The 15,493-nt window shown below is 66.5% G+C and carries 11 protein-coding genes and 1 other RNA gene; 3 read left to right on the top strand and 9 right to left on the bottom strand.

Translation table 11 applies throughout. The features are described 5' to 3' along the window. Nucleotides 1–34: 34 nt before the first annotated feature. Nucleotides 35–904, bottom strand: a complete 870-nt coding sequence (locus FM113_RS05620) for a hypothetical protein (protein WP_087012384.1) — start codon at nucleotides 902–904, stop codon at nucleotides 35–37. A gap of 117 nt (nucleotides 905–1,021) precedes the next feature. Here FM113_RS05620 and FM113_RS05615 point away from each other — a divergent pair, with 117 nt between their 5' ends. Continuing rightward, nucleotides 1,022–1,672: a MarR family winged helix-turn-helix transcriptional regulator gene (locus FM113_RS05615; protein WP_087012382.1), complete on the top strand. Its 651-nt coding sequence runs from the start codon at nucleotides 1,022–1,024 to the stop codon at nucleotides 1,670–1,672. A 199-nt stretch (nucleotides 1,673–1,871) separates the two neighbouring features. On the opposite strand, the gene ffs is transcribed toward FM113_RS05615, so the two are convergent. The 4 genes from ffs to FM113_RS05595 form a co-directional block, all read right to left on the bottom strand. Beyond that, nucleotides 1,872–1,968: signal recognition particle sRNA small type (ffs, locus tag FM113_RS05610), an RNA gene on the bottom strand. Between the two features lie 13 nt (nucleotides 1,969–1,981). Beyond that, the gene (locus FM113_RS05605) at nucleotides 1,982–4,576 is read right to left on the bottom strand and encodes a S8 family serine peptidase (protein ID WP_087012380.1); all 2,595 of its coding nucleotides are present in this window, start codon (nucleotides 4,574–4,576) and stop codon (nucleotides 1,982–1,984) included. 188 nt (nucleotides 4,577–4,764) lie between these two features. Further along, nucleotides 4,765–6,834: an ABC transporter ATP-binding protein gene (locus tag FM113_RS05600; protein WP_087012379.1), complete on the bottom strand. Its 2,070-nt coding sequence runs from the start codon at nucleotides 6,832–6,834 to the stop codon at nucleotides 4,765–4,767. Further along, a complete protein-coding gene (locus FM113_RS05595; protein ID WP_087012377.1) occupies nucleotides 6,834–8,570 on the bottom strand; it encodes an ABC transporter ATP-binding protein in 1,737 nt (578 codons plus the stop codon). The genes FM113_RS05600 and FM113_RS05595 overlap by 1 nt, the downstream gene beginning before the upstream one ends. A gap of 309 nt (nucleotides 8,571–8,879) precedes the next feature. On the opposite strand from FM113_RS05595, the gene FM113_RS05590 reads away from it, so the two are divergent. Then, nucleotides 8,880–9,989: a hypothetical protein gene (locus FM113_RS05590; RefSeq protein ID WP_087012375.1), complete on the top strand. Its 1,110-nt coding sequence runs from the start codon at nucleotides 8,880–8,882 to the stop codon at nucleotides 9,987–9,989. Between the two features lie 71 nt (nucleotides 9,990–10,060). Here the strand turns inward: FM113_RS05590 and rplL are convergent, their stop codons facing one another. The 4 genes from rplL to FM113_RS05570 form a co-directional block, all read right to left on the bottom strand. Beyond that, complete coding sequence (gene rplL, locus FM113_RS05585; RefSeq protein ID WP_087012371.1) at nucleotides 10,061–10,438, bottom strand: 50S ribosomal protein L7/L12; 378 nt, start codon at nucleotides 10,436–10,438, stop codon at nucleotides 10,061–10,063. 80 nt (nucleotides 10,439–10,518) lie between these two features. Continuing rightward, on the bottom strand, nucleotides 10,519–11,028 hold the full coding sequence (rplJ, locus tag FM113_RS05580) for a 50S ribosomal protein L10 (RefSeq protein ID WP_087012369.1): 510 nt from the start codon (nucleotides 11,026–11,028) through the stop codon (nucleotides 10,519–10,521). Nucleotides 11,029–11,245: 217 nt separating this feature from the next. Then, nucleotides 11,246–13,681 carry an HAD-IC family P-type ATPase gene (locus FM113_RS05575; protein ID WP_087012366.1) on the bottom strand — a complete coding sequence of 812 codons (2,436 nt, stop codon included), beginning with the start codon at nucleotides 13,679–13,681 and terminating at the stop codon, nucleotides 11,246–11,248. A 143-nt stretch (nucleotides 13,682–13,824) separates the two neighbouring features. Then, nucleotides 13,825–14,559 carry a response regulator transcription factor gene (locus FM113_RS05570; RefSeq protein WP_087012364.1) on the bottom strand — a complete coding sequence of 245 codons (735 nt, stop codon included), beginning with the start codon at nucleotides 14,557–14,559 and terminating at the stop codon, nucleotides 13,825–13,827. A gap of 240 nt (nucleotides 14,560–14,799) precedes the next feature. On the opposite strand from FM113_RS05570, the gene FM113_RS05565 reads away from it, so the two are divergent. Beyond that, nucleotides 14,800–15,387: a YqaJ viral recombinase family protein gene (locus tag FM113_RS05565; protein WP_087012362.1), complete on the top strand. Its 588-nt coding sequence runs from the start codon at nucleotides 14,800–14,802 to the stop codon at nucleotides 15,385–15,387. Nucleotides 15,388–15,493: the final 106 nt, after the last annotated feature.

Genomic DNA, 15,493 nt, shown 5'->3' with positions numbered 1-15,493 from the left:
GCGCGTCCGCACCCGCGACCGTGCCCCTCCCCGGTTAGCGCGCGTCCGAAACACCGTGTCCGGCCACGAAGCCCGCCGAGTAGCCGCGCTCGAAGGCGGCGCGACCGGCACCGTGCCCGTGACCACGGCCCGAGAAGCCCCGGTCAGCGCCGTGGCCGTCGCGGGGCCCGCGGCCCCAGTCGGCGTCGCGGCCCCATCCGGTGTCAGGGCCGAATCCCTGATCGTGCCCGTGTCCGTGGCCGTGTCCATGTCCGTGGCCACGGCCGCGCCCGGTGCGGTGATCCGCTGGCGTGCCGCACTCGCGGCGGTCGCTGGCCCAGCCGCCCGCGCGCTCCGAGTGCGAGCAGTGGTCCGGGCGCGGGGCATGGCCGTTGTGGTGGTGCTCCCCGCCGAAGCGGCCGCGCTCACCACGCCCACGGAAGCCGTGCGGGTGGCGGTGGCCGCGGCGGGGCAGGCGCGTGTCCTCGGTCCACCCGAGCTCGCGGGCGATGGCCTCGAGGGTGGATCGGGTGGTCGCCAGGTCCTCCGGGGAGGCGGCACCGGTGACTCGGTCCCGCGTCTCCTGCGCGGCGGTAGTGAGCCGCACACGCGCCGTCTCACCCTCGGCGGTGAGCTGCCAGCCCCCGCCGCTGCGGATGATCCAGCCGCGCTCGGCGAGCGCGAACACGCGCTTGCCCCCGCGGTCGAGGCGGGCCCGCAGCTCGGCGGGAACCGACTCGGGCTCGGCGATCGCGGTCAGGATCCGCAGGTCCCGCCGGGTCGCGCGCTCTGCCCCGAAACGCTGAGCGTGCTCCTGGGCGATGAGCGCGTCCACTGCCTTGAGCCAGTACCGGAGCGAGCGCTCCGAGGCAGCGGGAGTTGCGGGAGTTGCCGGAGTATCTGAGAAGTCATGAGAGTTCGTCATGAAGAAGTCCTTTCGAGGGGCGGGAGTCCTTCCCGCCGGAGTTGCATGTCATTGTGCATGTATATGTAGTGTGACATGGAAACCACATGCATGTCAAGGGGCATGTAAAATATCTGCATGACCAGCACTGTTCCCGATCCCGCGCCAGCGGACGCCGGCCCCGAGGCCGATCAGATCGTGGCTGCCCTTGCCCGGCTGCGCGGTCGCCGCGGACACCGAGGCGGCCCCGGACGAGCCGGCGGCCCGGAGTTCGGCGGGGATCCCCGCCGCCACGACCCCGAAGGTGCCCACTGGCCCGGAAACTTCCACGAATCCCGGGACGTCCACGGAGCACGGCTCCCCCACGGCAACGGCGGGCACCCCGGATTCGAGCCAGGCCGCGGCCCCGGTTTCGGGCGCAGCGGCGGCCCCGGTCCTCGCGGGGGCTTTGGCGGCCCCGCCCTCCTCCGCCTCCTCGGGCAGCTCGCACACGCGACCGAGGCGCTGAGCATCAGCGAACTCGCCGAGCGGATCGGCGTCGATCAGCCTCGCGCCTCACGCCTGGTGCAGCAAGCCGTCGAGCGCGACTTCGCAGTCAGAGAGGCAGACCCGGAGGACGCGCGTCGCACCCGCGTCCGACTCACCGAGGCAGGCCAGCAGGCGGTGCACGGATTCCGGGGGCGACAGCGGGCGGACATGCTCGTGGCACTCGAACAGTTCGACCCCGCGGAACGGCGCGAACTCGCCCGCCTCATGACCAAGCTCGCGGCGGCCTGGCCCGAGCACTAGGGCGAGTCTGCCAAAGCTGCGCCCCGGATCCCCAGGCCCGGCCGCCCGGCCGCGATCACCGAAACCCCGGAGATCCTGCACCTATGCCCGGTTTCAGGGAGAAAATCTCCGCGGATTCCGTGAATCTCCGACTGTGTGAGCGACGCGCGACATGGGTGAGCCACGCGCCCCCGAGGCCTCCGGACCGACCGCGGGAGAAAAGAAAGACTCCCTACGTACCCGCTAGAGCCCGAGTACCCTTGCTTCGTTTCCGACCTGGGGGAGTTCCTCGAGATAGCGCCACGTAGGGAGCCGTTCTAGTCTAGCGGACTATTCACCCGCCTCGCGTCGCGCACCCGCGCCCTCGGGCGCGTCGCCGCTCAGCGCAAGCGCGGACCGTCGCCGCGTCGCAACCACAGCGATCGTCGCCGCACCCACGAGCAGCAGCACTCCGCCGGCCAGGATGAACGGCAACCCGGATCCGCCACCGGTCTGGGCCAGCGGCCCCCGCGCCTGCTTCTGCGGCTCGGGCTTCGGGGGAACAACTGGCTCGGGCTTCGGCTCGGGCTTCGGGGGTACCTCGGCCGCAACCGTGCGCACTGGCAGCGTCGACGCTGCGGTCTGCCCCTCGGCACCCACCGCGGTCACGCGCACCAGGTAGGCCGTGTCCGCAGCAAGATCGGTGAAACGATGACCCGTCGCGTCCGCGGGCATTTCAACGCTTGCGAGCGGTGCGGGGGCCTGATCGGCGCTTGTGTCCGCGGCACCGGCAGCACCCGCCGCCTGCTCGTCTGCTCCGGGCAGGAGCTCAACGCGCAGGCTCGCGGCTCCGGCCACCGAGTCCCAGCCCAACACAAAACCACTCGCGGTCACGTCAGTCGCACGGAGACCGGTGGGGGCGGCGGGTCCGACGGGCGCGGCGGGCAGTGCTTCGAGCAGGCCCATCGCGTCCACGATGCCGGCACCGAACACGTCGGTGTCGGAGTGACCGACGGCGAGATACGGGTTGACTGGACCGCCCTCGGCGGTGCCACGCGCGGTGTCCTGAATCAGCGCGCTGAGCTCCGCTCCACCGACGTTGGGGGCATAGGACTTGCCGAGCGCGGCGATCGCAGCAGCGTTCGGGGCTGCCGCGGAGGTTCCATAGAAGCGGTACTCCGGGCCCTCCCCTTCCCCTTCGTCCTCACCAAAGAACGTGGTCTGCGTGCCGTCAACGGCGGCAATATGCGGCGTGGGCACGCGCACCGGGTTCGGCAGCGGGGCCGACGGCGTCGGCACCTGCAGGCTGACGGGCTCAAACCGCAGGGTGGCAGATCCGAGCGAACTATAGCCTCGAACCGTTTCCGGTTCGTCCCAGTGCAGCGACGCGATACTCAGCCCGGATCCGTCCGCGCTGTGCCCAAAGGTACTCGGGCCGACGATGTCGGTCACACCGTCACCCAGGTGGGCGCGGTCGGTGAACGCGGGGCCGCCGCGCATGAAGCTGATGGTGACCGCCGGCAGCGGCGCCGCGGGATCGTGCGCCGTGCGCACCATCACCATGCGGATCTCGGCCCCCCGGGGTACCTGCACTTTCCCGGACATTCCGGGAAACTCGGCGCTGATCTGCGGGACGAGGCCGATGAGTTCCGGCTCCTGGGTTGCGGGATCCACAGCGTAGTACCGCCACTCGTAGTTGGTGGTCACCCCGAACAGCGGTTCCCCGATCGAACCGATCGGCTGCACCGTGATGTCATCCTCGCCGGGCTGCCCCAGCGTGTGCAGCGTGTCATACGGCGTCGCCACGGAGTCGCTCGGGTCAAAATCGAGGCAATCGATCCCGGTGGCCCCACTCAGCGGATCATCATCCCCGGTCACCATCCATTCCGGGCACTCGGTGGGACGGTACGCCGTGGTGCTCCATGACGAAATGGGACGACCGGCACTCTCCCCAACGGAGCCGACGGCGTTCGAGTTTCCCGCCGAGGTGAAGTACGCAACGCCGCGCGACTTCACTTCTTCGATTGCTCCGGAGATGAAGCCCTGCTGATACAGGGTCTCCTGCGTCCAGGAGATATCGTCGACGATGACGTCGGCGCCGGCCTCCTGGAGCGCCACGATGTGGTTCGCCATCTCGATGTCGCTACTCCCGGAGTCCGCGAAGAGGATGCGCGCCCCCGGAGCGATGCCGTGCACGAGCTGCGCCATCGCACGCCCCTCGTCGCTCGATCCCGGAGCCCCATCAAACAGGACCTCAACGGGCAATTCGCGTCCGCACGGGTTCCCCGGCCCGGGCAGCGCGCCGGACGCCACGTCGTCCTGCCACGAGGTGGGTGCCGCCACCTGGGCGAACGAGTCGGAGATCACGCCAACCGTGACGCCGGTGCCGTCGACGCCGAACTTCGCCCGCGCCTCCGCGGAGCGCAGCGGGCTGTCCGCCTCGATCGGGATCGGCCCACAGGCTGCCGCCGGGGCGTCAGTTGCAGCTCGGGGCGTTTCGGCGCGGAAGTCCGCGCCGGTGAACGGGCTGAGTGCGGGGGCCGCGCTCACCACACCGGGGAGCGAGCCGAGCGCGCCCAGCTGCGCCGGATCAACGCGTACTGTGAAGGCCGGGAAGGGGGCGAGGTCGGTGTCGATCTCCGCGATCGTGGCGAGTGCCGCGCGGTCCGCGCCAGTGGGGGCCTGCGCGAAGATCACCGTCGCGACGATGCGCTCGGCCGCGTCGAAGCTCAGGCTGCCGCCGCCCTCGACGGGCAGGGCGACCTCGGCGGAGAGCTCGCTGGGCGTGGTCGCCCCAGCCTCGGCGGCCTCAACGATTCGCTCCGTGAGGGTGACCGACTGGCCTTCTCCCACGGGTTCCTCCGCGTGCGCGGCGGGGCCGAGCATCATCAACGCAATGGGGATCGTGGCACATACCGCGAGCCCTCTCCAGACGGGTGCCCGCATGTGGCCCACCTCTCAGTTCAGGGGTATCAACTCTGATGTAACGTACCGAGACTACTGAAAGTTTGGGACGGCGTCCAACATTAACGCGAGTCTTTACTTTCTGGACACTTGTGCGCTGCCAAACAGGCGGAGCGCCCCGCATGACGCGTGTCATGCGGGGCGCTCCGGATCCCGGTCGCTCACACGGGCTACTGCCCCGCCTCGCCGGACTCCCCCACGACCGGCACGGCACCTGTGGTCGCCACCGGCACCGCCCCCGTCAGCAGTTCCTCGGCGTGAGCCTCGTCAACCTCACCGGCGAACTGTGCCTGGTACAGCGCGTAGTACGCACCGCGCCGCTCGAGCAGCTCGACGTGCGAACCCTGCTCCACGATGTGCCCACGCTCCATCATGAGGATCATGTCGGCATCGCGGATCGTGGAGAGTCGGTGCGCGATCACAAACGACGTGCGGTCCGTGCGGAGTGCGCTCATTGCCTGCTGCACAAGCACCTCGGTGCGCGTGTCCACGGACGAGGTTGCCTCGTCGAGGATCAGCAACGACGGCTGCGCGATGAACGCGCGGGCAATGGTGAGCAGCTGTCGCTCACCTGCCGAGAGCGAAGAGCCGTTCTCGGTGATGACCGTGTCATACCCCTCGGGCAGCTGGCGCACGAAGCGATCAACCATCGTGGCCTGCGCAGCCGCCACAACCTCGTCATCGCTCGCGTCCAAGCGGCCGTACCGGATGTTCTCCCGGATGGTGCCCTCAAACAGCCACGCGTCCTGCAGCACCATGCCGACGTGGCCGCGGAGTTCGGCACGCGACAGCTGGGTGATGTCGATGCCGTCCAGCAGGATCCGACCACTGTTCAGCTCGTAGAACCGCATGACGAGGTTGACAAGCGTAGTCTTGCCCGCGCCGGTCGGACCGACGATCGCGACGGTTTGCCCGGGGCTGGCCTCGAGCGACAGGTGTTCGATGAGCGGCTGCTCCGGATCGTAGCTAAAGCTCACGTCCTCGAATACAACGTGCCCGTCAGTGCGATCCGGCAGCGATGCCTCTTCGGTATCGGGGTCCTGTTCGTCCGCATCGAGCAGCTCAAAGGTGCGCTCCGCAGAGGCGACGCCAGATTGCAGCATGTTTGCCATGCCCGCCATCTCGCCGATGGGCTGGGCGAACTCGCGCGAGTACTGGATGAAGGCGGTGACATCACCGAGAGTCATCTGCCCCGCCGTGACGCGCAGGGCGCCGGCGACCGCAATGAGCACGTAGCTGAGGTACTGCACGAACTGCATCGCGGGCATAATGGTGCCCGACAGCGCCTGGGCGCGGTACGCCGCGCTGAACAGCCCCTCATTGCGACGGTCGAACTCCTCGGTCATCTCGGTGTCCCGGTTGAAGATGCGGACAAGCTCGTGCCCAGTGAAGGACTCCTCGATGTGTCCGTTCAGATCGCCCGTGTACTTCCACTGCGCCACAAAGAGCTTCTGCGCGCGGACGCCAACCACGCCGGCGATGATGCCGGACAGCGGAAGTGCGACGAGCGCGAGCAACGCCAGCTGCCACGACACCGCGAACATCATCGCGGTGATACCGATGACCATTAGGAGCGACTGTACGAGCTGCGAAAGCGCTTGCTGGAGTGCCTGCTGGATGTTGTCCACGTCGTTCGTCACCCGGGAGAGCACATCACCGCGCTGGCGGCCATCGAAGAAGCTCAGCGGAAGCCTGTTGATCTTCGCTTCAATGTCCTGGCGCAGTGTGTACACAACGCGCATGACAAGCTTGTTCAGCAGGAAACCCTGCAGCCACATCAGGAACGATGCGACAAGGTACAGGCCCAACACGATGAGGATCAGCTGGCCGAGACGAGCGAAGTCGATCCCCTCGCCCGGCACCAGCTGCGAGCCCTCGAGCATGTCCGCATAGCTGTCTTCGCCCGCGGCACGGGCCGCCGCGACGATCTGATCAAGCGGCACGCCGGCGGGGAGATCCTTGCCCAGGATTCCGTTGAAGATCACGTCCATCGCCTGACCCAGGATCTTCGGGGCAATGACGGTGAGTACGACCGAGCCAATCACCAGGAGCACGACGAGCGAGAACAGCCACTTTTCGGGCGCAAGCAACCCCACCAGACGCTTCGCGGCAGGCCAGAAGTGCTTCGCCTTCTTCGCGGGCTGACCACCCCAGTCGTCATTGTCGGGCTGATAATCGTCGGGAAGCTCAAACTCCTCGACGGCCGCCTTCTTCGCGGACTTCCGATCCGATTTCGCCATTAGGCCGCCTCCGCCTCTTCAAGCTGCGATCGCACAATCTCCTGGTACACCTCACTGGTTTCCAGCAGTTGCGCGTGAGTGCCGCGCCCCACAATCTCGCCGCCCTCAATCACGAGAATCTGATCGGCTTCCGTGATCGTCGACACGCGCTGTGCCACGATGATCGTGGTCGCCCCCTCCGTCGCGCTGGGAAGCGCGGCCCGCAGGCGCGCGTCCGTTGCCACGTCGAGCGCAGAGAATGAGTCGTCGAACAGGTACACGCGCGGCTTGGCGACGAGTGCTCGGGCGATCGATAGGCGCTGGCGCTGCCCACCAGACACGCTCGTGCCACCCTGCGAGACGGGCTCCTCGAGACCGAGTTCCTTCTCGCGGACAAAGTCGTCGCCCTGCGCCACGCGCAGCGCCTCCCAGAGCTCGTCCTCCGTTGCATCCGCCTTGCCGAACCTGAGATTTGAGCCGATCGTCCCTGAGAACAGATAGGGTCGCTGCGGCACCAGGCTCGCCGTCTCCGCGAGCTGCCCCCGGGTGAGGGCCGAGACGGGGCTCCCATCGATCGTGATCGTGCCCTGCTGCGGATCGTACAGTCGCAGCATGAGGTTCAGGAGCACAGTCTTCCCGGCCCCGGTCGACCCGACGATTGCGGTCGTCTTCCCGGCCTCAGCGGTAAAGCTGACGTCTCGGATCACCGGCTGTTCGGCCCCGGGGAACCCAAACGTGACTCCGGAAAACTCGATACGCCCGGCCGCGGGGGTCGGCGCCGACGCCGCCTCCGGGAACGTCAGGCTCGATTCGGTATCGAGCAACTCACGAATACGTTCCGCACACACAACGGCACGCGGGATCATCATGGTCATGAAGACGCCCATCATCACGGCCATCAGGATCTGCAGCAGATACTGGAGGAACGCGGTGAGCGAGCCTACCTGCACCACGCCTGCCTCGACCCGATGCCCGCCAAACCACAGCACCGCTGCCGTCGCGACGTGGAGCACCATCATGATGACCGGGAACATCAGCACAAAGATGTTGCCAACCTTTACCGAGACGTCAGTGATGCCGCGGTTGGCCCGCTCGTAGCGATCCGCTTCGAAGTTCTCGCGAACAAACGCGCGCACGACGCGGATACCCATGATCTGCTCCCGCAGCACCCCGTTGATCGTGTCCACGCGATCCTGCATCGTCCGAAACAGCGGCAGCAACAACCACACGAGGAAGCTCACGATCACCGCGAGCACCGCGACGGAGGCCCAGACAAGCCAGGACATTCCCGCGTCTTCACGGAGTGCCATGATGACGCCGCCGATCGCCATGATCGGCGCGGACACCATGAAGTTCAGGGTCATCAGCACGAGCATCTGCACCTGCTGGACATCATTTGTGCCGCGGGTGATGAGCGTTCCCGCGCCAAACTTCGTCGCTTCCAGCGTGCTCAGCGAATCAACCTTGCGGTAGACCTCGCGGCGCAGGTCGCGCCCCATCCCCATCGAGGTACGCGCCCCGAAGTACACGGCGGCCACAGCGGTAATGAGCTGGCCCAACGCGACGATGAGCATGAATCCGCCCGTGCGCCAGATGAAGTCGGTATCACCCTGGGTGATGCCCTTGTCGATGATCTGGGCGTTGAGGCTGGGCAGCCACAGCGCGGCGATCGTGGAGAGGAGCTGGAGCACCAACACCATAGCCACGAACGGCCAGTAGGTCTTTGCATGTCGCAAAGTCAGAGAGATGAGCGCCACAGGGCTCCTTTCAGTGGGCACAGATCGCCGCGATTCCCGCGGGGAACGCGGATTGCACACGACAGAGCAGTGGGCAAGAATACCATCCCCCAGCAGGTGAAACCGAGCGTACACCCGGAGTTCGACGGCGTGCAGTAGTCGGCACGCATCGTTACGTATCGCACACCCTGATCGATTGGCCGTTCCTTTTTCCGGCTCCGTCAGGCAGAGTAGGCGGTAGGCCTCTCCCGGGAGCCCCGGGAGAGGGTTCACGGTGCGATGGGGGCACGGCAACGGATCCCCGCCGCGACAACGGAAAGGGGCCCATCGGTGCACACTGATATCCCGCAGCACTCGGAGATCCAGCAACTCGCAGCAGTGTCACGTCCGAATCTCGTCACAATCGTCCTGCGGACGACGCCGGTGACGACCGAGGCGGAAGCGAACCGCATTACGTTTGGCACGCTCATCTCGCAGGCAATAGCGCGCCTCACTGAGATCGGCGGGGACCCCGCCGAAATCGCCCTCACCGAGGCGGGGCTCCGCGACCTTCACGATGACAGCCACCTGTGGCGGTACCTCTCGAACAGTCTTGTGGTGTTCGCGGGCCCGGAACGCACAATCAGCTACAGGCTCCCGAATGAACTCGAAACCGAGTGGTTCGCGGGTGAGCAGTTCCGCGTCGTCCCGATCCTCCGCACGCTCACCTTCCCGCACGAAGCCACGGTGCTTGCGCTGAGTCAGAATGCGGTCCGACTCATCGCCATCGGGCCCGACCATCGCGGCACCGAGCTTCCCGTGGCGGAGCTCCCGACGGACCTCTTGGACGCGTTCAACGTGGAAGACCCCGGTGTGGACTCGCACCGCCGCCGGCTGCACGGGCCGGAGGGCCAGACCGCGCGGCTGCTCGCGTATGCGCGGGCCGTCGATCGCGCGGTAATTCCGGCGTTGCGCGGCAATCCGCATCCGCTGATCCTGGCCACCACGCAGCCACTCGACGGTGCCTTCCGCTCGGTCACTTCGGCGGCAAATCTCCTCCCGACCTCAATCGAGGGCAATCCGGATGACCGGAGCGCGGCGGATCTCGACGAGGCCGCGCGTTGCATCCTCGACGCGCACTATGCCGCGGAATTGAGCGCACTTGCTGATCGATTCGAAACGCGGCGCGCTTCGGGACGCGCCGTCACCGATCTCACCGACGTAGCCCGCTCCGCGATCGCGGGGGCCGTGGCCACGCTGTACGTGGCGCTCGACGCCCACCCGAGCGGGACGTTGGATCGAGAATCCGGGGCGGTTGCGAGCGTAGACACCCCCGGCCGCAGCATCGTCGATGACATCGCCGCGCAGGTTCTTGCGCACGGCGGGCGGGTGCTCGTACTGCGGCGGGATGATATGCCCGGTGGTGGGGAGCTGGGCGCGGAAGTGCGCTTCACCGTCTAACTACACGGCGAAAAACGCAGCAGGGGGCCGCTCGATCGAGCGGCCCCCTGTGATCGCGAAAGCGAAAAGACTTAGACGAGCTTGACGCCCGCGCCTGCCTCTTCGAGCTTTGCCTTTGCCTCTTCGGCAGCATCCTTCTTCGCGCCCTCGAGCACGTTCTTGGGTGCTTCCTCAACGAGAGCCTTTGCCTCGCCGAGGCCCAGGCCGGTGAGCTCGCGCACAACCTTGATGACCTGGATCTTCTTGTCGCCAGCCGACTCGAGGACGACGTCGAACTCGTCCTTCTCCTCGACAGCTTCAGCAGCAGCAGCCGGAGCAGCAGCAACAGCAACCGGAGCAGCAGCCGACACGTCGAAGGTCTCCTCGAAGGCCTTCACGAAGTCGGAGAGCTCGATGAGGGTGAGGCCCTTGAACTGCTCGAGCAGCTCTTCAGTCGAAAGCTTAGCCATGATGTATCTCCTTGATGTTTGCCTGCGCACGTGCGTGCCTCAGGCGGGTGTGTAATACGTGAAACGGCGTGAGCCGATCCTTACGCGTCCTGCTTCTCCTGCAGCGCGCCGAAGCCGCGTGCGGCCTTGGCGGGCAGAGCGTTGAACAGCTGAGCTGCACCGACGAGCGAGGCCTGCATGGCGCCTGCGGCCTTAGCCAGCAGCACCTCACGGCTCTCGAGATCGGCGAGCTTGCCTACCTCAGCGGCGGTCAGAGGCTTGCCATCGAAGTAGCCCGCCTTCACCACCAAAAGAGGGTTTGCCTTGGCGAAGTCACGCAGTGCCTTTGCGACCGCGACGGTGTCACCGTGAACGAAAGCGAGCGCGGAGGGACCCGCGAGCTCGGCATCGAATGCGGTGATTCCGGCGTTGTTGGCCGCAATCTTGGTGAGCGTGTTCTTCGCCACAGCGTATGTCGCGTGCTCGCGGATGCTGTTGCGGAGTTCCTGCAGCTGAGCAACCGTGAGACCGCGGTACTCAGTCAGCAGAACGGCGCTCGACTCTTCAAACTTCTGCTGAAGATCGGCGACCGTAGCGTCCTTCGTTGCCATGGCGCTCCCTAGCTTGTTGTACCCACGCGGCGGATGCCACCTGGGGGCCGTGCCGCAGGAGCTCAATTCAATGAAAAAAGCTCCGGCGCGCACGCACGGAGCTTCGAGAAGTTGGGATTGAATCCGCCACTCAAGGAGTTCAGTACCTGCGCTGGTCTCTGCGTTCGCAGACGTTCCGGGATCCTTGCGGACCCTACCGGCGGTCTATGGCCAGGGACTACTGTAGCACACCTTCGGCACGCCGCGTTGCGCGCACGTGCCAGGCGCGCAGCACCTCGACGAGCACAACGCCAACACCGACGACTCCGAGGACCAGCAGCCCCAGCTCGGTGGGCAGCCACGTGACCTGGAAGAAATCGCGGAGGAAGGGAATGACCCAGACAAGCGCGAGACCGGCGTACATCGCCACCACGATCAGCACCCGGAACGGGTGGATCGGCCGAGCCAGCACCGCCAGCACCCAGAGCGCGATTCCCGCCAGAGTCAGCGTTGACGCCGACTGCAGCTCCATACCGCTGTACTCCGCGATCCGGGACGCCCCGATATGAACGGCGATAATGGCGAGCGTCACCACAAGACCCGCGGGGATCGCGAAGGCGAGCGACCGCTTCAGGAATCCTGAGCGGTACCGCGCAGCATTCGGCATCAGCGCAAGGAAAAACGCGGGGATCCCGATCGTGAGGCCGTCGGTGATGGAGAGCTGACGGGGCAGGAACGGGAAACTCCAGGCGAGCAGTCCGAACACCACCGCGATGGCAAAGGCGTACGTCGTCTTTGTGAGGAACAGCATCGAGACGCGCTCGATGTTCGAGATGACGCGCCTCCCCTCGGCAACAACGCCCGGCATTCGGTCGAAGCGACCGTCGAGGAGCACGAGTCGCGCGACCGCCTTTGTCGCCTGTGCCGCGGTATCCATTGCGATGCCAAGATCGGCTTCCTTGATTGCGAGCGCGTCGTTCACCCCGTCGCCGGTCATTCCAACGACGTGCCCCTTGCGCTGCAGTGCCCGCACCATGTCGAGCTTCTGGCGCGGCGTGACCCGGCCGAATACGCGCTCCTGCTCCATCACCTCGGCGAGTTCGTCGAGGTCCTCGGGGAGCGTCCGCGCGTCGCGCGCCGTTGCGCTGTCGAGCCCCACCTTGCGGGCGACCGCGGCGACCGTGCGCGGGTCGTCCCCGGAGATGACGCGCACGTCGACCCCCTGCTCCGCGAAGTAACGGAGCGTCTGGGCGGCATCCTCACGGACCTCCTCATGGAAGGTCAACAGCGCGACGGGGAGGAGCTCCTCCGGCAGCTCAGGCTGTTCACCCGCCGGGGGGCGAACCGGGCTGTGCGCGAGCACAAGCGTGCGTGATCCGGCGTCCGCGAGCCGACCAGCCTCACGCAGCGCGTCAGCAACTCGTGGATCCAACTTCGCATCAAGTACGAACTCCGGAGCCCCCAGTACCCATGTCCCGGCGGCGGGTGCGTCCGGGCGCGCCTGATCCAGCGGTGCCGCGATCACGAGCGCGCTCCACTTGCGCGCGGAGTCGAACGGGATCACCTCGGGCGCGTGCGGGGCGGTGGCGTCGCCGAACGGAGCAGCCAGGCAGCGCGCCGTGCCGTTCGCGTCCGGGGCCGCGCCCATATGCCCCAGGATGCCATCCCAACCGGGGACCGAGCGCAGCGGGATGGCGCGATCAAAGGCCATTTCCCCGGTCGTGAGCGTGCCTGTCTTATCCAGGCAGAGTGCGTCAACGCGCGCGAGCCCCTCCACCGCGGGCAGCTCTTGGATGAGGACCTGTCGCTGGGCAAGTGTGACTCCGCTCACGGCGAAGGCGATGCTCGTCACAAGCACAAGCCCGAGCGGCACCATCGCGATGACTGCCGCGACGGCCCCGACGACGGCTTCACGCCAGTGGCCGCTCGCGATCGCGGCCTCCCAGCCGCCCTGCGCCTGCATCTGCCCGTTCGCGACGATCAGAATCATCGGCCCCAGCGCCCAGGTCACCCACTTCAGCAGGCGGTCGATACTGCCGCGCAGCTCGGAGCGCACGAGCGAGAACTGACGCGCTTCTGCGGTGAGCTTCGCTGCATACGAGTCGGCACCCACGCGCACGACTTCGGCGGTGCCGCTGCCTCCCACGACGCTCGACCCCGACAGCACCTCGTCGTCGGGCCGCTTCCGGATCGGATCAGACTCACCCGTGAGGAGTGACTCGTCGATCTCCAGCCCACTGGGTCCCTGGTGATCGCTCTCGACGACGCGGGCGTCCGCGGTGATCTGGTCGCCCGTTTGTAACACGAGCAGGTCGCCAAGCACCACGCGATCCAGCGGGATCTCCACCGCGATGCCATCGCGGAGCACGCGGGCAGTGGGGGCGTTGAGCACGGCGAGCCGGTCCAGAGTACGTTTGGCGTTGAACTCCTGCACAACCCCGATCACGGTGTTGAACAGGGCAGGCAGGCCAAAGAGGGCGTCTTGCCAGCGCCCCAGGGCGAGGAGCACCCCGAAACCGGCGAACACGATTCCGTTGAACAGCGTGAACACGTTCGCCGCGAGGATCTCCCACAGGGATCGGCTCGAACCGTTCGGGGTCACGTTTCCCTGGCCGTCGGCGAAACGCCGTTCCGCTTCCGCGGTGGTCAGGCCCCGGTTCCCCGTCAACATCATGGGTCTCAGCTTAGAAGACGGAGTCCAGAGAAAACGCAGATTCTGCACGGAATCGGGACGAATCGGGTCAACCTCGCCAAAAACTACGGATCCCCCGAAGAGTGCTCAGTGGGCTCTCTTCGGGGGATCCGAGTGACGGCAGCTTAGCCCTGAGTGGGAGCCGCGGCCTTCAGCATGTAGCCAGCCCCGCGCACGGTGTGCAGCATGGGCGAACGGCCGGCGTCGATCTTCTTCCGCAGGTAGGAGATGTAGAGCTCAACAACCGTGGACTTTCCGGAGAAGTCGTACGCCCAGACCCGATCCAGGATCTGCGCCTTGGAGAGAACCCGGTTGGGGTTGCGCATGAGGTACCGCAGCAACTCAAACTCGGTGTTAGTGACCGTGATCGGCTCACCGCCGCGTTCTACTTCGTAGCTGTCCTCGTTGAGCGTCAGGTCGCCGATGCGCAGCACCGGATCGGCCTGCTGCGCGAGTGTGATCTGCGAGCGGCGCACGAGTCCGCGGAGGCGCGCGATGAGCTCTTCGAGACTGAACGGCTTCACGACGTAGTCGTCGCCGCCAGCTGTCAGGCCGTTGACGCGGTCTTCGACGGAGTCGAGTGCGGTGAGGAACAGTACCGGGAACATTTCGCCCGCCGCGCGGATACGCGAGAGCAGCTGCATGCCGTCGAAGTCGGGCAGCATGATGTCGAGGACCGCAACATCCGGACGGAAGCTCGCGATCTTATCCGTGGCGTCCTGACCGGTCTCCGCGGTCTCCACTTCCCAGCCCTCGTAACGCAGGGCCATGGCGATCAACTGCGTGATCGACTCTTCGTCATCGACGACGAGCGCCCTGATCTTCCCTCCGTCTGCTCGGGTGAGGTGTTGTGAATCCATAAGTCTCAGTGTCTTCTCTCTGGGGGATATGCGTAGGGAATCACGAATGCGACGCGTATGGGGGGAACGTCCATTCGGCTGGCGTGTTCTCTGGCCCGGCAACTGCGGTATCCAGCAGGAACTTCGCTTGAAATCCTACCGGGCTTGTCTGACCCCTAGCCCAGCGTCACCTGGGCCGCGCCTGTGTGCCAGCTCACAGCCATCTCCAACACACACGCGGGGTCGTGGGAGACTATACGGGTGTCCGCTCCGATTCCCCATCATCTTGCCCGCGTGGTCACCGACGGAACTGATCGGTTTGCCTGGCTCAGAGCCCGAGCACAGGGAATCACGGCCACCGACGTCGCGAAACTCTCGACGCCTCGCTCGCTCGAGAGCGCCGCGCACGAGAAGCTCCACGGGAGCCGTTTCACGGGAAACGTGTACACCGAACACGGAAAGGCGCGCGAACCGGAGATTGCCGCCTGGGTGCTGCGGGAGTACGGCATCGCCCCGAGCCAGGCCCTGTTCCACGCCGCAGCAGACATGCGGCACCTCGCGACCCCCGACGGGCTCACGCAGCGCGAGACCGGGTCGCTGGAGCTCGCCGAGATCAAGACCACGAACAAGGAGTGGCGCACGATCCCGCGCCAGTATCTGCGGCAGATTTGGTGGCAGCAGTATGTGCTCGGTGCGGAGCGCACGCTGATGGTCTGGGAGCGTCACGAGGACTTCGTGCCTGTCGGCGACCCCGAGTGCCGGTGGATCGACCGCGATGAAAACGAGATCGCGCGCCTCGTCGGGATCGCAGGAAACCTCATCGACATCCTCATCGCCCGCACGAGCTAGCGCACCCCGCCTCATCGAGGCAATTTATCTGGCCCCACCGAATTATCGGGGAATCTCGCTCGGGTAGGCGAAAATGCCACCTGTTGGGCGGAGCCTGTTGCGCCGG

It is taken from the genome of Leucobacter sp. 7(1) (genome assembly GCF_900163635.1).
Classification (GTDB): Bacteria; Actinomycetota; Actinomycetes; order Actinomycetales; family Microbacteriaceae; genus Leucobacter.
Note: the sequence above shows the minus strand (reverse complement) of the source record. Positions and strands in the feature narration are given on the sequence as shown.